Source organism: Streptomyces sp. NPDC005483 (assembly GCF_040606035.1).
Classification (GTDB): Bacteria; Actinomycetota; Actinomycetes; order Streptomycetales; family Streptomycetaceae; genus Streptomyces.
Window position 1 is genome coordinate 282,475 of sequence record NZ_JBEXEA010000003.1, and the last position, 18,706, is coordinate 301,180.

At 66.8% G+C, this 18,706-nt stretch carries 16 protein-coding genes and 1 pseudogene; 10 read left to right on the top strand and 7 right to left on the bottom strand.

Going from position 1 to position 18,706, the window contains the following annotated elements:
* Positions 1 to 16 precede the first annotated feature (16 nt).
* The 3 genes and pseudogenes from ABZT06_RS07385 to ABZT06_RS07395 form a co-directional block, all read right to left on the bottom strand.
* Positions 17 to 979, bottom strand: a complete 963-nt coding sequence (locus tag ABZT06_RS07385; protein ID WP_355736210.1) for a Dyp-type peroxidase — start codon at positions 977 to 979, stop codon at positions 17 to 19.
* Between the two features lie 41 nt (positions 980 to 1,020).
* Positions 1,021 to 1,845, bottom strand: coding sequence for a hypothetical protein (locus ABZT06_RS07390; RefSeq protein ID WP_355736212.1), 825 nt, complete (start codon positions 1,843 to 1,845; stop codon positions 1,021 to 1,023).
* 169 nt (positions 1,846 to 2,014) lie between these two features.
* A pseudogene (locus tag ABZT06_RS07395) lies at positions 2,015 to 2,747 on the bottom strand (PIG-L deacetylase family protein).
* Between the two features lie 125 nt (positions 2,748 to 2,872).
* On the opposite strand from ABZT06_RS07395, the gene ABZT06_RS07400 reads away from it, so the two are divergent.
* The 3 genes from ABZT06_RS07400 (at position 2,873) to ABZT06_RS07410 (ending at position 6,138) form a co-directional block, all read left to right on the top strand.
* A complete protein-coding gene (locus tag ABZT06_RS07400; protein WP_355736215.1) occupies positions 2,873 to 4,174 on the top strand; it encodes a prolyl oligopeptidase family serine peptidase in 1,302 nt (433 codons plus the stop codon).
* Positions 4,175 to 4,405: 231 nt separating this feature from the next.
* On the top strand, positions 4,406 to 5,242 hold the full coding sequence (locus ABZT06_RS07405; protein WP_355736217.1) for an alpha/beta hydrolase: 837 nt from the start codon (positions 4,406 to 4,408) through the stop codon (positions 5,240 to 5,242).
* 608 nt (positions 5,243 to 5,850) lie between these two features.
* Positions 5,851 to 6,138, top strand: coding sequence for a hypothetical protein (locus ABZT06_RS07410; protein ID WP_355736220.1), 288 nt, complete (start codon positions 5,851 to 5,853; stop codon positions 6,136 to 6,138).
* Between the two features lie 214 nt (positions 6,139 to 6,352).
* Here the strand turns inward: ABZT06_RS07410 and ABZT06_RS07415 are convergent, their stop codons facing one another.
* Positions 6,353 to 7,087: an alpha/beta hydrolase gene (locus ABZT06_RS07415; RefSeq protein WP_355736223.1), complete on the bottom strand. Its 735-nt coding sequence runs from the start codon at positions 7,085 to 7,087 to the stop codon at positions 6,353 to 6,355.
* 266 nt (positions 7,088 to 7,353) lie between these two features.
* Here ABZT06_RS07415 and ABZT06_RS07420 point away from each other — a divergent pair, with 266 nt between their 5' ends.
* The 3 genes from ABZT06_RS07420 to ABZT06_RS07430 all read left to right on the top strand — a co-directional run bounded on the left by ABZT06_RS07420 (position 7,354) and on the right by ABZT06_RS07430 (position 11,162).
* Complete coding sequence (locus tag ABZT06_RS07420; protein WP_355736225.1) at positions 7,354 to 8,301, top strand: SDR family oxidoreductase; 948 nt, start codon at positions 7,354 to 7,356, stop codon at positions 8,299 to 8,301.
* A 369-nt stretch (positions 8,302 to 8,670) separates the two neighbouring features.
* On the top strand, positions 8,671 to 9,771 hold the full coding sequence (locus ABZT06_RS07425; RefSeq protein WP_355736228.1) for a phenazine antibiotic biosynthesis protein: 1,101 nt from the start codon (positions 8,671 to 8,673) through the stop codon (positions 9,769 to 9,771).
* Entirely contained in the window at positions 9,771 to 11,162 is a 1,392-nt protein-coding gene (locus ABZT06_RS07430) for an aldehyde dehydrogenase family protein (RefSeq protein ID WP_355736230.1), read from the top strand. Before ABZT06_RS07425 ends, ABZT06_RS07430 begins: the two co-directional genes overlap by 1 nt.
* A gap of 23 nt (positions 11,163 to 11,185) precedes the next feature.
* On the opposite strand, the gene ABZT06_RS07435 is transcribed toward ABZT06_RS07430, so the two are convergent.
* Complete coding sequence (locus ABZT06_RS07435) at positions 11,186 to 11,815, bottom strand: DUF5134 domain-containing protein (RefSeq protein ID WP_355736233.1); 630 nt, start codon at positions 11,813 to 11,815, stop codon at positions 11,186 to 11,188.
* Between the two features lie 696 nt (positions 11,816 to 12,511).
* On the opposite strand from ABZT06_RS07435, the gene ABZT06_RS07440 reads away from it, so the two are divergent.
* The 3 genes from ABZT06_RS07440 (at position 12,512) to ABZT06_RS07450 (ending at position 15,023) form a co-directional block, all read left to right on the top strand.
* Positions 12,512 to 13,297: a class I SAM-dependent methyltransferase gene (locus tag ABZT06_RS07440; RefSeq protein ID WP_355736236.1), complete on the top strand. Its 786-nt coding sequence runs from the start codon at positions 12,512 to 12,514 to the stop codon at positions 13,295 to 13,297.
* 101 nt (positions 13,298 to 13,398) lie between these two features.
* Positions 13,399 to 14,295, top strand: a complete 897-nt coding sequence (locus tag ABZT06_RS07445) for an RNA polymerase sigma-70 factor (protein WP_355736239.1) — start codon at positions 13,399 to 13,401, stop codon at positions 14,293 to 14,295.
* A gap of 230 nt (positions 14,296 to 14,525) precedes the next feature.
* A complete protein-coding gene (locus tag ABZT06_RS07450; RefSeq protein WP_355736242.1) occupies positions 14,526 to 15,023 on the top strand; it encodes an Ohr family peroxiredoxin in 498 nt (165 codons plus the stop codon).
* A 169-nt stretch (positions 15,024 to 15,192) separates the two neighbouring features.
* On the opposite strand, the gene ABZT06_RS07455 is transcribed toward ABZT06_RS07450, so the two are convergent.
* A complete protein-coding gene (locus ABZT06_RS07455; RefSeq protein WP_355736244.1) occupies positions 15,193 to 16,809 on the bottom strand; it encodes a cytochrome bc complex cytochrome b subunit in 1,617 nt (538 codons plus the stop codon).
* A 225-nt stretch (positions 16,810 to 17,034) separates the two neighbouring features.
* Complete coding sequence (locus ABZT06_RS07460) at positions 17,035 to 17,307, bottom strand: WhiB family transcriptional regulator (protein ID WP_355736247.1); 273 nt, start codon at positions 17,305 to 17,307, stop codon at positions 17,035 to 17,037.
* 473 nt (positions 17,308 to 17,780) lie between these two features.
* Here ABZT06_RS07460 and ABZT06_RS07465 point away from each other — a divergent pair, with 473 nt between their 5' ends.
* Positions 17,781 to 18,647, top strand: a complete 867-nt coding sequence (locus ABZT06_RS07465) for an RNA polymerase subunit sigma (RefSeq protein ID WP_355736250.1) — start codon at positions 17,781 to 17,783, stop codon at positions 18,645 to 18,647.
* Positions 18,648 to 18,706 lie beyond the last annotated feature (59 nt).

The following is an 18,706-nucleotide window of genomic DNA, read 5'->3' on the forward strand; positions in this document are numbered from 1 at the left end:
AAAAACGGTGTCGTCGTCAATTCCCAGCAGTCGGCGGCTCGGGAAGGTCCTCCAGGAAGTCCGCTGCCGGCGCGAAGAACATGGAACCTGTCACCGGGACGGAGAAGTCCAGTATGCGGTCGTACGGCGCCGACTCCGTGCCCAGGAACATCCGCTCCAGCATCGTCTCCGTCACCTCGGGGGTGCGGGCGTAGCCGATGAAATACGTGCCGAACTCCGCACGGCCCACGGCGCCGAAGGGCATGTTGTCGCGGAGGATCTCGAGGTCTCTGCCGTCTGCGTCGGTGAGGCTGGTGAGGGCGACGTGTGAATCCGCGGGTTTGACGTTGTCGGCGAGCTCCACGTCGGACAGCTTCCGTCGGCCGATCGCTCTCTCCTGCGCCTCGACGGACAGTTCCTCCCACGCGTCGAGGTCGTGCAGGTACTTCTGCACGACGACGTAACTCCCGCCCGAGAAGGACGGATCCTCGTCGCCGACGACCACCGCCGCGTGCGCCGCGGGGCCCGTCGGATTCTCCGTTCCGTCGACGAAGCCGAGCAGGTCGCGTTCGTCGAAGTACTTGAATCCGTGCGCCTCGTCCTGGACTGTCACTGCCTGGCGCAGTCGGCTCATGATCTCCGTGGCAAGCGCGAAGCACAGGTCCAGACGGGAGGCGCGGATGTGGAAGAGCAGGTCGCCCGGGGTGGCGACGGCTCGGTGCACCGGGCCGTTCACTTCCCGGAAGGGATGGAGCCGGGCCGGACGCGTCCCGGAGAACAGGCGGTCCCAGGCGTGCGAACCGATGCCGGTGACGCAACTCAGTCTGCCGTCGGGCTGGGCACGGAATCCCACGGCCCGTTCCAGCGAGCCGATGTCCGACAGCAGCTCACGGACGGTGGTCTCGCCGCCGTTGTCGATCGTCACGACGAGAAAGATCGCCGCACTGGTCAGCGGGGACAGAACCATCTGAGGCACCGGTTCCGCGACGTCTCCGGTCATGGGGGCTTCCCTTCCAGCCGCCGGCCGAGGCAGATGTGTCATCAACGCCAGTAGTCGTCCAGACGATCGGTCCGGGACAACTCGCGTTTCTCCTGGTGAGTCAACGGATGCGCGGTAGCGGCATGCTTGATCGCGTCAAAGGCGTCCTTGTCCAGGACACCTTTGAATCGCAGCTCTTCCAGTAGCAGGGCCAGCGCGTCGGTGTTCGCGCACGCCTTCTCCATGGTCCGGTCGAGTTGCGGTTGGTTCACCAGAGCGAGAGGATCGCGCGCCGCTTGTGACGTGTCCTCATCGGCGATCAGCACCAGGTTGTGACGGCGGGCTCCTTCCCCGGCCCGCTGCCACACGCGGCGCCCGAAGCGCATACGCAGAGGTTCGTCACTGATGCCTCGGCGGATGACGTCGAAGAACTCATACGGCTTCCTGAGAAGCTCCTGCAGCCGCTCATCGTTTTCGTCGGACACCTCGGTGACGAACGTCGCCGTGATCGTCTCCTCGCTGACGTCCTCTCTGTACCTGATCGGAACGAGCGTGAGTCCTTCGATCTCGAGAGCGGAGACGTGGAGCTCCTCCACCTCCTGGATCTCCGCCTTGTAGATGTAGATCTCGGGTCTGCGTCCTTGGGAGACCGCGGTCCAGCCCTCCGACACGCGCCAGGTCGCGTCCGTCCCCTGAATGTGCGGTCCATCGGCCGTGGAGGCCGCCTGGAGGTCGGCGTCCAGTTCCTCGTGCCGTTCGTCCGGCACATGGAGCTCCAGCGCGAAGCGGCGCAAAGAACGGCCCTTGTGGATGGAGACGACGGCAGGCAGCTCCGCGGCCGCGAGTTCGCGGACCGCGCCGAGCAGAGTGAGATGCAGTGTCGTCATTGCCGATTCTCTTCCATGCCGGTCTCAAGGGACTCTGCTCGACGTCTCGGACGGCCGCAGTCACACGATCCGCTCGGAACACAACAGTGGTTTCCACACTATCACTGCATGGCAAGTGTCAACCTGTCCCCAGCACGCGGCAGAGATCAATGACCCGGCAGCCCGCGCCTCACCGGCTGAACAGTTCGAAGACAACAGCCGGCACCCCACCGAAACGTGGGCTCAGGGCGCTGGTGCTCTCGGTCAGGAATCGTCGTGCATACGATTCGGGGTCCTCGTCGGTCAATGCCTCGAGGTACGTGCGGTGCTCGCGGAGCGACAGCACCGCACGCTCCAGACCGTGATCAGCACGCACCGCGTGCGTGGGGTTCGGGGAATTGGCCACGGCCACCCATCGGACCCCGTTCCAGGGCTGAAGACCCGCCTCGGTCAGTTCGGGAAAGATCCAGCGATTGCCGGCATCCGCTGCCGCGTCGAGAGCGGCGTGCGCTACGGCCACGTGGTCCGGGGTGTTCCAGGCGCCGGAACTCCAGGTCGTGCGATGGTTGAGCGTGATCACCAGTTCGGGCCGGTGGCGGCGCATGGCCGCAGCGATGTCGCGGCGCAGCGGGAGGGCCGTATTCGATCACGCCGTCGCGATGGTCGAGAAACTCCACGGCTGACGCGCCGACCACCGCCGCACTGGCACGCTGCTCCCGTTCCCGCAGCGGTCCGCACTCGGTCGGAGCGATCGTGTCGATGCCGGCCTCGCCACGAGTGGCCAGGAGATAGGACACCTCGCGGCCGCTATCGGTCCAGGCGGCGACGGCGGCCGCGCAGCCGTATTCGAGGTCGTCGGGATGGGCCACCACCGCGAGGGCACGCTGCCAGTCGGTCGGCATCGGCTGCAGTTGACCGGGCATCGACTCGATCATGACTCCTTCCCTTGTTCCGAAGCGGGGTGGCACACCTCTCGCCCGACGGACGACGTGCCGTGTGGCTCGCCTGGAACCACCCCTACATGCCGTGGGACGCGGCTGAATTGTGTATGGCCGAAGTGACCGACGACGGCTCCTTGCGGCCTGGGAGGACGCTGACCGGAGGGCCGGGCGACCCGGTGGCGCAGGCCGAGTGGTCTTCCGCCGGCACGTTGATCGTGGCTTGTGAGGGCACCGGGTGGTGGAACCTGTACGAGGTGGACCCGGACACGGGTGACAAGCGTCCGCTGCACCGGGCCGAGGAGGAGTTCGCCGGTCTGCAACGCCTGGGGCTCCGGTGGTTCCGGCCGCTTGCCGACGGACGTCTCGCCGTCCTCCATGGCGTGGGAGGCCAGCGGCTCGCCGTCCTGGACCCCGCACGCGGGCAGTACGTCGACGTGCCCGGACCGAAGGACGAGTGGCTGCCCCATATCGATGCCGTCGGGAACCGCATCCTCGGGGTCGCGGCGGGACGCTTCACTCCCTACGAGGTGATGGAGGTGGACGCGGACTCCCTGGCCGCCCGGGCCATAAGTCGTACGCCCAGGATGGCGGTGGACACCGAGTACCTGCCGGTACCCGTCCCTCGGGTGTTCAAGGGCCGTGCGGGACATGCCATTCACGCGCAGGTTCATTCCCCGCGCAACGCCGCCTTCTCGGGCCCGTCCGGGGAACTGTCCCCGTTGGTGATCTGGGTGCACGGTGGGCCCGGTCTGAGGGCTCCTCTCGCTCTCAATCCGGAGATCGCCTACTTCACCTCTCGGGGCATCACCGTGGCGGAGGTCAACTACGGTGGTACGCCGGGATTCGGACGCGCCTACCGCGAGAGGCTGCGCGAGCAGTGGGGCGTGGTCGACGTCAAGGACTGTGCCGTGGTCGCACAGGAGTTGATCGCCGAGGGCACTGCCGCCGCGGGGCGAGTGGCGATCCGGGGCGTCAGCGCGGGCGGTTTCACCGCGGCGGTGTCGGTCGCGGCATACGATCGCCACCTGTACGCCTGTGCCACGCTTTACTGTCCCGTTCTGGATCTCCTCGCTCTGTCCGAGGGAGGGACACACGACTTCGAGTCGCACTACCTGGACTCACTGGTCGGTCCGAAAGAGTGCGCGGGCCTCTACCGTGCCCAGTCCCCGATCCATCAAGCGGACCGGATAGGCGTACCGCTGCTGGTCTTCCAAGGACTGGACGACGTCGTGTGCCCGCCCTCCCAGGCGAAAGTCTTCACCGGTGCTCTGTCCCGGCACGGGGTACCGTACAAGTACCGTACTTTCGAAGGCGAGGGCCACGGTTTTCGGCGACAGTCAACGCTCATGACGTGCCTCGAAGAGGAACTGCGGCTGTACGCGGACGTGTTCCACTTCGCTGTGTCCTAGCGCCGACGAGACCGGCTCCGGGCCTCCGTGCAGCCACACAGTGTGCATACCTGGCGAGACAGTGTGTGATGCGGGGCACAACGTATTGCACTGGGTGCCCGGGTGCTGCAGCATCTCGGAGATGTGAACGCCGCACAGGGGCCGACGGCCCTTCCTCGCCCAGCCGTTGACCCGGACTCGCCTCTCTCTCCCGCCACTCACACCATCTCCGTACGGCACGGAACCTCTGTCGTGGACCAGCGCTATCACGTTGCCGGCACCGGCCCCGTATGTCTTGTTCACCCTGGGGGGCCGGGCATCGGCTGGGAATATCTGCGCATGCCCGAACTGGAGCGGAGCATGACGATGGTGTACCTGGAACCCGTCGGCACGGGTGCGTCCGGCCGGCTGGCCGATCCCCGTGGCTACAACCTGTCCACATACACACACTTTCTGCACGCGGTGATCGAGCATCTGGCGCTTCCGAAAGTCATGGTGCTCGGCCATTCCCACGGTGGGTTCGTGGCCCAACGCTACGCTCTTGATCACCCGGACCGCGTGGCCTCGCTGATCCTGTACGACACTTCTCCGGTGACCGGTGACGACTTCTGGCGGACCGCGGTTGCCAACTTGGAGCACTTCGCCCGTCACCACGTCTCCGAGCACCCCGAGGTGGCCAGTTACGTCGCCGGGCTGACCAGCCGACCCGACCGGTTCGACGACGAAGGCGCGACGGCGGTGCTGCGTATGATCGCTCCGGCCTACTTCCACGACTACTGGGGCCGCGAGGACGATTTCGCCCCGGGGCGCCAAGCCCTGCGCATGTACGCGGCACCGTCCTGGGGCGAGGGCCCCGCGTTCGACGTACGAGAAGAACTGTCCGCCCTCACCGTCCCCACGTTGGTACTGGTCGGAGACGACGACTTCATCTGTGGGCCGCACTGGGCCAGGATGATCCACGAGACGGTACCCGGGTCACAGCTCGCCGTCCTTCGTCGGACAGGGCATCTGGGCCATATCGAGAGCCCCGAAGAATTCACCACCGCAGTGGTCGAGTTCCTGTCTTCCGTCTCCGGGGACACCGCATGAGGTGACGAGAGCACTCGGGAACTGCCGTTCCCATCACGGCATTTCCGACCACCGAATGTGCCGTCTGTTGTGGATCCGCGGCGACTCCCCGCGCCCGCATCGCCCCTCCGCAGAGCACGGGGCGTCCGCCGTTCCGACCAGGCGGGGCTCGGTGCGGACATGGACGGGCGCCGAACGGTGACCGCAGAGCCCTACGTGCGAGAGCACGTAGGGGTGGGCCCCTCCGCGCCGCACCGGGGCTAGTCGCGTATGACTGCCCCGTCGGCCATGGTCACGTGACCGATGATGCGTCAGCCATACCGCGAGGAACAGCCGGGTTCCGCCATTACGAGCTTCTCGGCCATGCCCCCACCCGGCTCCCACTGAATCAGGGGTCGGCACCCGGCAGCTGATGTACCCGTCACAGCCTCCCCAGCTACTCGGTCATGAGCTGTGAGGGCCTGCGTCGGCGGCCTGGGAAGCCCCTCAGCGAGGAAGGGAGCGAGTGTGGCCGGCGCCCCAGATCCATGTCGGCGCGTCAACCGGCGCAGCCGCGCCCCGCAGTCTCCACGCCCCCGCATCAGTCGGAACTTGCCGGACCCCCGGCTCCATCCAGAGGAAGACAGAAGATGCCGCGAAACACTGACCCCGGCTCGGGCCATGCCACGATCGGCGCCACGCTGGCGGCAGAAGCCACCCTGCTGGAAGCCCACGAGCGTGTGCTCCGAGAGGCCCTCGATGCGGTGGACGCGCGTATCGAGGCCGTCTCCGCGGCCTTACGACACCTACGCCGTTCGGCGGCCTCGGCCGAGGCTCAGAAGCGGGCTGAACCGGGCGACGGCCTCCGGCACAGCGTCGCCGACTCCGACGACGTGTGTCTCACGTGGCTGGACGGCTCTACGACATGTCGCCCTTGACGATCCTGGCACTCTGCTCGCGAAGCGGCTGAGAAGCGACCCGCGCCCGACTGGCCGAACGCGTCAGACAGGGCGTCCTCGCCGGGCACGACACTCACGTTGAACGCTGTGCTCGGGCGCGGGTCAGGCCAGTGGAAGATCCCCGTGCGGCGTCGAGGGGATGAGCCTGCTCCCTCCGCTCCAGGCGCCATGGGCGGTCCCCTCCCCGTACGCGTCAGCCGTTGGGGAAGGCCGCCCAATGAGCCTCCAGGAGTGCGGCGACCTCTGCCGGCCGCTCGAGCACCGGCCAGTGGTTGCAATCGAGCTTGGCGACCTTGGAGGCGCGCAGGGACGCGCCGAGCCTCTCACCGAACTCGATTTGGCAGGCGGGGTCGAGCGTTCCCCAGAACACGAGAGACGGCGCGGACACGTTCGCCAGTGCCGGTTCCCATTCCGCCCCCATGGTCACGGCGGAGCGGTAGAGCTTGAGGATGCTGTCCTTCATCCCCCCGTCCACGCGGCTGACCATCTCCTTGGCCGGTTCGACGGGGACATCGAAGCCCTTTACCAAGTCGTCGGCGAAGGACTCAGCTTGCAGCTCGTTCATGAAGCGGTCACCTTCGACCGGGTCCTGCCATGTCACGGCAAGCGGATGCCATACGTAGTCGGAGCTGATCGGACCGTTGCCCCCGGCCCAGGTACGCACGAGATCGGGTCGGAGGGACGCGACACGGGCAGTGAATATGCAGCCCCAGTCGTGACCGACCAGGTCGACCGGCTCACCGATCCGCTCCAGGCGGTCGATGAGCCAACGGACGTACTCCTCCTTGGTGGATCCGAAGTCGTCCGGCCGGGCGGCGGCGAACCCGGGCAGGTCCCAGGCTTCCACGTCGGTCCGGGAGAGGTGCCGACGTACGTCGTCCCACACGTGGTGGGTATCGGGGACGCCGTGGATCAGGATGGCAGGCATGGGGGTGCCCTTCGTCGATCGGAGATGGGTCGACTGCCGTGGGACGAGCAGCCGTACCTCACGTGAGGTGCCCGGCAACCATATTGCCAGGAACAACATCGTGTCACACGATGTTGTCGGCCTCATCGACTTCGGGTTGTATCTTCAGATGGTGCCCGGTGGTTTATGTCATGTCCGGTTGATCCATGGTCAATCAGCACATGGATCGGGCCGCGCGCCGCGTGGACGCTGGTGACCCGGACGTACCGCCCGACCAGGAGTGTGTGATGAACGAAATGACGGAGCCCTGCCTGCGAGGAAAGCTGGCCGTGGTCACCGGGGCGAGCGACGGCGTCGGCCTTGGGCTGGCCACACGCCTCGCTCAAGCCGGCGCCGAGCTGATCCTGCCGGTACGCAACATGGCCAAGGGAACCACCGCCCTCGAACAGATCCGGACGAGCGTGCCGGATGCGCGGATCTCCCTTCGCAACCTCGACCTGGCTTCCTTGGCGTCGGTGGAGGACCTCGCCGAAACGCTCAATGCGGAAGGCAGGCCGATCCACCTGCTCGTCAACAACGCGGGCGTGATGGCGCCGCCGCTACGGCACACGACCGAGGACGGATACGAGCTGCAGTTCGGAACCAACTACCTGGGTCATGTGGCCCTCACTGGGCGGCTGATGCCGTCACTGCGGGCGGGGCAGGCTCGGGTGACCACGGTGACAAGCAGCGCCGCGCGTAACAGCCGGATCGACTGGGACGACCCGCAGGGTGTGAAGCGGTACTCCCCGGTGCGTGCGTACGGACAGTCCAAGTTGGCCAACCTGCTGTTCGCTCTCGAACTGGAGCGGCGCAGCGCATCGGGCGGCTGGGGCCTCGTCAGCAACGCGGCCCACCCCGGTACGACTCTGACCAATCTCTACGCAGCCGGGCCCAACCTCGGCCGCGCCCGTCCCGCGCCCCACGCGGCGATCATGAGGCGGCTCGCACGCTGGGGTGTCTTCGTGCACTCCGTCGACGCCGGCCTGCGTCCGCTGCTGTACGCGGCGACGAGCCCGGAAGCCAAAGGCGGGAGCCTGTACGGCCCTGACGGCGTGGGCCAGTTCACGGGCAGTCCCACGGAACTGGCGCTCTACAAATCGGCCCGGAGCGAGGCCGACGCATCCCGGCTCTGGCAGCTCTCCGAGCGCCTCACCGGAGTCACCTTCGCGGGCGGTCTGAAGGCATCCGACTGACCAGGGGCAGCGTGATTGCTTGGGCGCCCACATCGACCGGCCCAGGACACGGAAGCATGCCTGACGAACCGTAAGGCAGCTCGGTCCGGGCGGAGTTCGCACCTTTCCTCACCCCTTACGTCGGGTGTCACACAAATCCGAGGACCTCGGTCTTGTATGTGGGGACGTGGCCGTCAGGCCTGGTGCACCAGGGAGTACGGAACATGCCGTACCCGGCACGGGTGTACGGACTTGGTGATCGGGGTGGTGCGCCGGCGCATCACCGCTGCGGGGTGGCACAGACATGAGCCTGTCCCGTGGGTGCAGGACGCGCCGGTCCTGTCCCGCACTCCGGCACCGGCCCCACGGGCTTCGAGAAAGGACGTTGCGATGGTGGACGAGTCATTGACCATTCTGGATACCGGTCCCTTCGACCGCGTGGACCCGGACGAATTCGTCCGGGCGGCCATGCGGTGGCACTTCGACCCCGCGACCGGTTCCCGGTACTGGCTCGACCGGGCCGAACGGCTCGACTTCGACCCCCGGCACGACGTCAAGGGCGTGGCGGACCTGGTCCTGTTTCCCTACCTGGCGGACGAACTGCGGGGGGTGCGGGTGGCGGATCTCATCCCCAGGGGCTACGGATCCGGGCCCAGGCTGCTGAACGTGTTCGACAGCGGCGGGACCACCGGAGCGCCCAAGCGCGTCATCCAGCTGGACGACTGGATGCGGCACAGCACTGAGCAGGTGAACCGACGTCTCAGGGCCCATGGGCTGCCCGACGGCGGTCTGTGGCTGACTGTGGCGCCGACGGGGCCGCACCTCGTGGGAGACGTGCTGCAGCGGGCGGCGGCGGGTCTCGGCAGCGTGGGCCTGAGCGTCGACATGGACCCCCGGTGGGTGAGGAAGTTGGTTGCCGCGGGTCGGGCCGACGAGGTCGACGCCTACACCGACCACCTCGTCGATCAGTGCCGGCGCATCCTGCTCAGCCAGGACATCGGCGTCATCGCGGCCACCACCCCGCTCCTGGAGCGGTTCGCCCGGGAGGACGGTCTCGTCGAGATGATCAACGGCAGTGCCAAGGCGATCATCTGGGGCGGTACGCACATGGACCCCGACACGCGGGAGCTGTTGAGCACCGAGGTCTTCCCCGATGTGCCGGTCATCGGCATGTACGGCAACACCCTGATGCTCACCGCGCTGATGGAGAGGGTCGGTCTCACGGCCTCGGAGCCGTGCGTGTTCGACCCGGTGTCGCCGTACGTCTTCCTGTCGGTAGTGGATCCCGGCACCGGGGGACGGGTGGAGGTCGGCGAACGCGGTCAGGTGGTGGTCAGCCACGTCAGCAAGTCCATGCTGATCCCGAACAACATCGAGCGGGACACCGCGCTGCGGGTCCGTCCGGACGAAGGCCACGTGGGCGACGCCGTAGCGGACGTCGCGCCCGTACCCACGGTCAAGGGACAGACGGTGATCGAAGGCGTCTACTGATGACGACCGTGAACGTGGCCGACCCCATCCACCTGGACGCCTTGGGCCCTCGGGGTGCTTACCGGACGCGTGTTCCGAGCTCGGTGACGGACGTGGCCGGCACCGAGGTCGCGCGGCTGAGCCTGGTACCGCCGCTCTTCGTGACGCGGGCGATGGCTGCCTTGCGGCAGGCCGGGCCGATACCCGCGGCCGACCTCGACGGTCTGCTCGCGGCGGCGGCCGACGCGTTCGCCTCCGGCACGATAGGCGGTCTGAACGTGCGGGAGTACGAGCGACTCGTGAGCCGGACGTCGGGCACCCCCCTGTCGGTGGTGCACGCCGCGACCGATGGCACGGCTCGCTTCGTACGGCAGGCCCGCTCGTCCGCCTGGCGGGGCAGGCCGGTGGGCGCGGCCCGCGGTCTGCGTGACTCTGCCGTCCGCGAGGGACACGCGGTCTGGGTGCGTCAGGGCGACGTGTTCGCCGTCAACGCCTCCGGCAACCACCCGGGCGTTCACCGTCTGTGGCTGGAGGCACTGGCGCTGGGTTACCGCGTCGCCGTCCGCCCGTCGAGGCGTGAGCCGTTCACCCCGTACCGGTTGGTCGGGGCGCTGCGTCAGGCCGGGGTACGAGATGACCAGCTCGTGTTGCTGCCCACCGACCACCGGACCGCCGACACGGTGGTCCGCCACGCCGACCGGGCCCTGGTGTACGGCGGTGACGACGTGGTCGCCAAGTACGCGAACGATTCCGGGGTCCTGCCGCAAGGACCCGGCCGGTCGAAGATCCTCATCACCGCGGACACGGACTGGCGTGACCACTTGGACACGATCGTGGCGTCTGTCGCCGACGAAGGCGGAACCGCGTGTGTCAACGCCACCGCAGTCCTCCTCGAAGGCGACCCAGCACCTCTCGCCGAGGCCATCGCGGCACGCCTGTCAGCACTGCCCAGCCTCCCTCCGCAGGACGAGAGGGCTGTTCTGCCGGTCTGTGCGCGGGAGCGGGCGCACGCCCTCAGCGCATACCTGGGAACCGTGGCCGCCGGGACGCGCGCCTGGCTCGGCGGAGACGGCATCGCCGACGATCTCGGCGACGGCAGCGCCGTACTGCGCCCCGCCGTCCACCAGACCGCTAGCGCCGACGCCGTCCAGCTGCGCAGCGAACTGCCCTTCCCCTGCGTGTGGGTCGCACCCTGGAGCCGGTCGGACGGCATTGTTCCGCTGAGGGACACGCTCGTGCTGTCGGCTCTGACGCGCGACGGGGAACTGCTGGACACCCTGCTCTCGGAACCCACGATCGCCAACCTGTACATCGGTGATCAGCCGACCTACTGGATGGCTCCGGGAGTGCCCCACGACAGCTACCTCTCGGATTTCCTGATGCGCAGCAAAGCCGTCTTCGACGCGTGGTGAGACGGGTCGGCCGTCGTGTCCGTTCAGTGGTGCATGAGCAGCATGATGACCGTCCCCAGGGCCATCGACCCGTCCCAGAAGCGGCCGTAGAGATCCCTCTCAGTTCCGGCGTCTCTCCTGTCGGCGGTGGAGCGCAGCGCGGGCATCTCGCGGGTCAGCGACTGCAGCGCACAGCCCAGGAGGTACAGCACCAGCATCGTGACGACCACGTCACCGATGGCTGAATCCCCTGCGGAATGGGCGAGATGCCGTGCCGGGGCAGGACCGTCGGCCAGGTTCTCGTGCGACGGACCCGCCGTGGAGCGGGACGTCCATGCCATCCAGCCCATTGCCGCCATCCCCGCCGCCTGGGGCAGCCTCCTGACCTGTGCGCGGAGTACGGATTCCTGGCGGCGGACAGCGGTCAGCGGAAACCACAATGCGGCGGCGGCGAAGAAACCCATCTGTGCCGCTGCCGGCACCGCTTGGGCCAAGCCCCACGGCATCGCCGCCATGACAAGGGCCATCGCGGCATGCAGCAGGTGATCGACACGGGCGCGCCATCCCGTTCTGCCGGACAGCAGGCCCCGACGCAGTCCGTGGACAGCCGCGGCCACGAAAAGCCCTGTCAGCAAGCAGTACACGATGTCGGAGGGACTCATGCCTTGGCGCACTCTCCTTGGAATCGACCGGTTCTTCAGGAACCGGCTTGTGCGAGCGATGGCGACTGCAGGCGGGGCGTGCGCGTGATCGTCCCCACCGAGCGGATTGCGCCCACGTCAACGCGTCGTCGTGCTGGTGTCACAGGAGGGGGCATTGCCCGGCTCATGAACGCTGTGCAAGTGATGACCGGGCAGGCCGTGGATCTGTGACATGAGTGGCCACCCGTTCTCCTTCCACCGTGCTCCCTGCGTGCTGAGTTGTTGCCGGGGCCACCGGCCTGGCCGGTTCCGGAACTGCTGCCCGCCTCCGGGACCGCGGGGTGGACGTCGTGCCCGTATCACGGCAGCGCCGAGATGGTCGTCGACCTCACCGATGCGTCTTTCCCATGCGGAAAAGTCACTACGTGGCGCTCTTCATCGTGGGGGCCGGCCTTGCACGGGGGCTACTTGCGTGCGAAAGCGGCTCAGGAGGAGTTGGCACGACGCTCCCCCATCCCCCATTCGCTCGTGCGTGCCGCGCTGTTCTTCGAGTCCGTGGACGCCGTGTCGCGCCCGACCGACCATGCGGACGGCGTACATGTCGCGCCAGTGCTGATCCACCCCGTGTCGACGCACGACGTCCATGGGATCCCATGCGTGCCCCCTGCACCGGAAACCCCAACGCGGTTCTGACCTGCTCCAGCAGAGTGTCACAGGTACAGCACACGATTGGTCTTGCTGAATATGCGCACCCTTGTACACAGTTCACGGCCGGTCCGGGTTCGCCAGGACGACTACGCGGTCAGCGCCGAGTTCTACGACGTCCTTCAGGCCGAGCACGACGCGGTACAGGTGCGTCGTCTCTACAGCCGCGCTGTGGAAAACGCCCGAGTCGGTGTACTGGATGTCGGAGCCGGCACGGGACGTGTGACCTTGATGAGCCTTGTCGCCTCTCAGGTAGACGTACACGCCATCGAACCCGCACACGCCATGCGGACACCGCTGATGACGCGCGTGGCCTCGCTACCCGCCGATCTGAGGGCTCGGGTCACCGTCCATCCCACGACTCTCGGCGAGGCGGGGCTCCGAAAAGTGGCGGACCTCGCGATCTGTCACAACATGATCGCCTGTTTGTCACCATCCGCCCGACATGTTCTGTGGCCGGCTCTCGCCGAGGCCCTGGTTCCGGGTGGCTCACTGCTCCTTCAGCTTCCGCCGTCGGGTCTGTTTCCCGACGAGGTGACTGAGCGTCGCTTCCCGGAGCAACGAATCGGGCGGCACGAGTACGGAGGCCGCATGGTGCTGTCGGCGGAGGGGGACCGAATCCGCACACGCTTCGATTACTGGGTACGGGAGAGTGGGCTCCTGCTGCGCGAGCACACTGAGACCTTCTGGATGTGGCCGACATCTCGCACGGAGATGATCAAGGATCTGGAAGCTCACGGATTCGTGCCCCAGTCGGCGTGGGAGGATCCGGCCGTGCTGGCGATGACTCTCGGTCCCCACCTGAAATGACTCCGTCACGCTCGGCGGGACGGGAAGCGTGTGCCCGAGCCGCAGACACACTCGGCTTCCGCGACTTGTAACATGGTGGCGTTGCAGCCGAAGGGACACCTATGCACGCCGAGGCCGACGCCAACTCCCTCGAACAGGCGACACAAGACTTCCTCGCGGCACGTCCGCAGCTCTTCGGTATCGCCTACCGCTTGCTCGGCAGCACAGTGGAGGCGGAGGACATTCTTCAAGAGACATGGTTGCGGTGGCAGAACACGGACCGCACGAACGTGGTGGAGCCCACGGCCTTCCTCACCACGATCACCACACGTCTGGCCATCAACCTCGCTCAGTCCGCGAGGGTTCGGCGGGAGTCATATGTCGGACCGTGGCTTCCCGAGCCGGTCGATACCGTTGAGGACCCCCAGCTGGGCGCCGAACGCGCTGAGGCGCTCGAACTGGCGGTGCTGTTCCTCCTGGAGAAGCTGAACCCGGTGGAGCGGGGCGCGTACGTCCTGCGGGAGGCCTTCGGCTACCCCTATCCGCAGATCGCGGGCATCTTGGAGGTCAGCGAGGCCAACGCCCGTCAGCTGGTGAGCCGTGCGCGCAAGCACCTGGCCGCCGAGCGCCGGGAACGCGTGAGCCCGAGCGAGCACCGCCGCCTGCTGCGAGTGTTTCTCACCGCTGCGCAGACAGGTGATCTCGCGGTGCTCGAGGATGTGCTCACCGCAGACGTCGTCAGCTACTCCGACGGGGGCGGCACTCGTGGCGCCTCGAAGATCCCGGTGTTCGGACGCGTGCACGTGTCCAAGTACCTCGCCGCGTTCGCGCCACGGTTCTGGCCCCGGTCGGAGATCCGGTGGGTCGAGGCCAACAGTCGACCGGCCGTTCTCATCTCCTCCGGCGGAGCAGCGGTGGCCCTGCTGTCCGTGGATGTGTCGGTGGAAGGCATCGACCGGATCATGTGGGTGATGAACCCGGCCAAACTGTCTCCCTACGTGGCGTCGCTGAACGATTGACCGCTTCCGCGTAGTCGGGCGATCGTCGCTGGGCACGTGTCACAAGCGTCGTTACTCATCGGTCTACAGGTCGTCCGGGATCCGGGATCCTACGAAGCGTGAGGAAGTGACAACGTGACGATGGTTATGAGCGGCACGGCGGCCAGTGCCTGCGGCTGGGCGCATAGCCCGGCCCGCCGCAAGTACATTCCACCGGTAGGCGCGTACCGCGACGATGCCGGAGTCATGCTGTGACCGAGCGGATCCGATTGCCCGATCTGTCCATCGAGAAGGACTACGACGGAGCGTCCTTCTCTCCCATTTACACCACGACCGTGACTGTCCACGGCGGCGTGGTCTCACACGGTCGGGCCTCGGGCAAGGCGCGTTCGTCGGACGGAGCCTTGGACCTCGATCTGAGCATGCCGGCCGAACTCGGAGGGGACGGACAGGGCACGAACCCTGAGCAGTTGTTCGCAGCCGGCTTCGCGGCCTGTTACCACGGAGCCCTGAGCCTGGTGGCCCGGCAGGAGGAACTCGACCCCTCCACGATCTCCGTGGAAGCAACCGTCGCCTTCGGGCGGGATCCGTCAGACGGTGGCTACCTGCTCCAGGTTGATCTGGTGGTGAAGTGGCCTGGCATCGACCGCGAGATTGCGGCTCCCCTGCTCGAGACAGCCGACTCGTTGTGCCCCTACGCAAGGATGGCGTGGCAGGGAACCCCGACCACCATCACACTGGCCCCGTAGCGGACCAGCGCGGACTGTGAACCGTGCCGCGCCGGGGGTGTCCATGTCGACGCCGTAGGCCGCCGTTGGCGGCCTACGGCGTCTTCGCATTGGCGGCTGGGGCTGTCGGTGGAGACGCGTTGATCGCGAGCTGACCGTGGACCCTGTGGGTGAGCCGGCACTCCATATGTCAGCTCCGGTGACCGCTGGTGATCTCCTTGTATTCCTGCACCGTCGGTTTGGGTATCTGGGCTCCGTCCCCGTAGAAGCTCCGGCTGAGCCTGACCCGCAGCCGCTGCGCCCTGGTGGGGCTGCCGTTCACGCTTCCCGCCTGGGCGGCAGTAAGAGGTTCGTCCTGCTCATGCGCCGTGAGGATGTGCAGCTGTTCCTGGCTGAGCGGTTCATGCACCTCGACGAACTCGCCGTGCGGAAGCCGTTTGATGACGCCGGTCTCGCGACCGTGCAGCACCTTCTCCCGGTCGCGCCACTGGAGGGCGAGGGCCGAGCGTTTCGTCACGGCGAAGACGACGAGGGGCACGGCGAAGAGGCCGATACGGACGGCCCACGTCACCGCGTTGACAGAGACGTGGAAGCGCGTGGCAATCAGATCGTTCGCGGCGCCGAGAAGGGCCACGGTATAAACACTCAGCCACGCGGCACCAAGTGCCGTACGCACAGGCCGGTTCCGCGGGCGGTCGAGGAGGTGATGCTCTCGATCGTCGCCGGTAACCCACGACTCGATGAAGGGATAGGCACCGAGCGCGAGGAAGAGGCCGACACCCACGCCCAGCGGGATGACGTTGTCGAGGGCCAGAGTGTGGCCCCAGGCGTCGATCTCCCAGCCAGGCATAACGCGCAGCAACCCGTCGGCCACGCCCATGTACCAGTCTGGCTGCGATCCTGCCGACACCTGGTCGGCCCGGTAGGGGCCGTACTGCCAGATGGGGTTGATCTGCGCGATCGCCGCGATGACGAAGATGAATCCGCACACCATGAGGCCGAATGCCGCCGTCTTCACGGCGTGCGCCTTGAACGGCAGGCCGACGACATTCTTCTCCGTACGCCCTGGCCCGGGGTACTGGGTGTGCCTGTGGCGCAGCGTCAGGACCACGTGGGCGACGATCAGCAGCACCATGGCGGCCGGGATCACCAGGACGTGGATCGTGTTGAAGCGAGCCACCAGGTCATCGCCGGGGAACTCACCGCCGAAGAGGAACCACGACAGGTAGGTGCCGATGATCGGTACGGAGAGGAGGGTGCCGTTCACGACTGCCAGCCCGGTGCCGGAGAGGAGGTCGTCTGGTAGGTCGTAGCCTGTCAGGCCACCGAACATGCCCAGGATCAGGAGCAGAAAGCCGAACACCCAGTTGAGCTCGCGCGGCTTGCGAAACGCCCCGGTGAAGAAGACCCGCATCATGTGCACGAACATGCTGGCGACGAACACCAGCGCCGCCCAGTGGTGGGCCTGCCGGATCAGCAGCCCGCCACGGACATCGAAGGAGATGTGCATGGTCGAGTTGAACGCTTCCGACACCAGTTGACCCTGGAGGGGAACGTAACTTCCCTGGTACTGCACCGGTGCTGATGAGGGATGGAAGTAGAAGGAAAGGTAGAGGCCTGTGACGATGAGGACGAGGAAGCTGTAGAGACAGATTTCCCCCAACATGAAGGACCAGTGGTCAGGGAAAACCCTTCGCGCGGCAGCCCTGGTCACGCCACGGGTACCCAGCCGGGTGTCGACCCAACGGGCGATGCTCTCACCTTTTCGCCGTTGCTGTGGTGCGGCCTGCCTGCTCTCGTTGCTCATCGTTCATCACTCATTCCTGATCACCCGCAGCGACTTTCGTCCCAGGCAACGGGTCACGGGTCTCGCCCACGGCTGTCCCTGGCCGGATTTTGATGCTCTGTCCTCATTACGACCGGTTGGCCAGTGATGGTGTGACACACCCGGGCCCAAACCGACGTGGTGACCAGGAGCGACAGCCCGATCACACTGTCTGCAGGCTCGTACGGCGTCTCGGTTCGCGCGCGATTACGCTGCGGGCTTCGCCGCGGCCCGGCCGGCACGTGACGCACTGCCCCGCCTCATGGCCCGGCGTTCCGCTTCTGTGGTGCCGCCCCAGATTCCCTCCACCGGATCGGCGTCGAGGGCCCAGCTCAGGCACTGGTCGATCACGGGGCATCGGTGGCACACTGCCTTCGCCTCAGCGATCTGGATGAGCGTGGGGCCACTGCTCGCATTGCCGACAGGGAAAAACAGATCAGGATCAGCGCCTTGGCAGATCGCCGATTCATGCCAGTCCACGAAGAACCTCCTGCGGTGCGAGATGCGTAGGGTTCAACGGCTCACTCGTCGTACGGCGGGAGCCTCTCGGACAAGGGAGCCGATGCCTTGTCCTGCGTCGGGACCGCAGTGTTCCGAAGCGCCCTGAGCACTTGGAAGACGTTTCCCGCTGCGGTCGTAGACGCCCGTCAGGTCTCTGACAGATGAGACCGAGCGGTCGGCGCATATGTGACACCGGGGGCCTGTCGACCACCGATTGCGACAGCCGCATAGGAGCGGCTCGGTGGCGCACTGTAGCCATTATTTACCGTGAACAATGCTTCCACTGCCTGTTATGCCGATGTCACAATGTCTGTGGCTGTCCTGTCTCTGTCGCGTACCAGGGCCTCGTCGTCTGTTTGCCGCTCAACTTCCTCTGGTGCGGACTCGTCACAGTAGGTATCTGCCGACGGGACGGCGGAGCCGCTGAAGTGGATCCCAGAGGAAGGATGCGCATGAAGTCCGTCGGTCAGGTGGTGCCGATCGCGGAGCTGACGGAGGAGCGGCACCACCTGTTGGATGTCGCGCACTGGATGCTCGGCAACGGTACAGGGCCTGAGAACGTCGTCGATGAGGCCTATCGGCTCTGGTACGGGCTGTCCGATCATGAGCTGGCGCGGATCGTGCAGCCGCGCGCTTGGCTCGTGAAGACCGTCGGCGGTATATGCGTGGACCGGCTTGCCCAACCGGGCCAGGAGCATTCACCTACGGTCGGCGAGTTGGCGTCGGAGCGGTACGAGATGCTGTCACAGGAAACTCATCAGGTGATGCTGAACACGCTGGAGTCCCTGTCTCCGACCGAGCAGGCGGCGCTCGTACTGAACGACGCTTTCGGGACGGCGCGGAGTACGGTCGCCGACATCGGCGGTCAGCCACAGCCGCAATGCAGGCAGCTCACCGACCGTGCACGCCGCAGTCTGCAGGTCCGGCGCGCACGGCCCACGACGCCGCAGCAGCACGACGCGGTGACCGGCGCGGTTCAGGAGGCCTGCGTGGCGGAGGAAGTCGGGCTATTGGCGTCCCTGCTGGTACCGGACGTGACCGTCTACTTCGACGGCGGTGGCAAGATACGGGCCCTGGTCCGGCCCGTCCACGGAAGACAGCAGGTCGCCCGCAGCCTGCTGACGCTGCTTGCCCGGCACCCTCGCACCACCCTGGACACCCATCCCGTCAATGGACGTACCGGTCTTGTCGTTCGTTACGACCGCCAGGTCGCCGGGGTCATCAGCCTGGACGTCGCCGGACCTCACGTCGTACAGGTCTGGGTCACCCTGAACCCAGACAAGCTCCGTTCATGGAACCGGTCCAGTGCCGCTCGGTAGTGCCGCACGGCCCGGGAGCAGGCACGGTCTTGGGCGTCCGACAGTCACTGACTGCCACT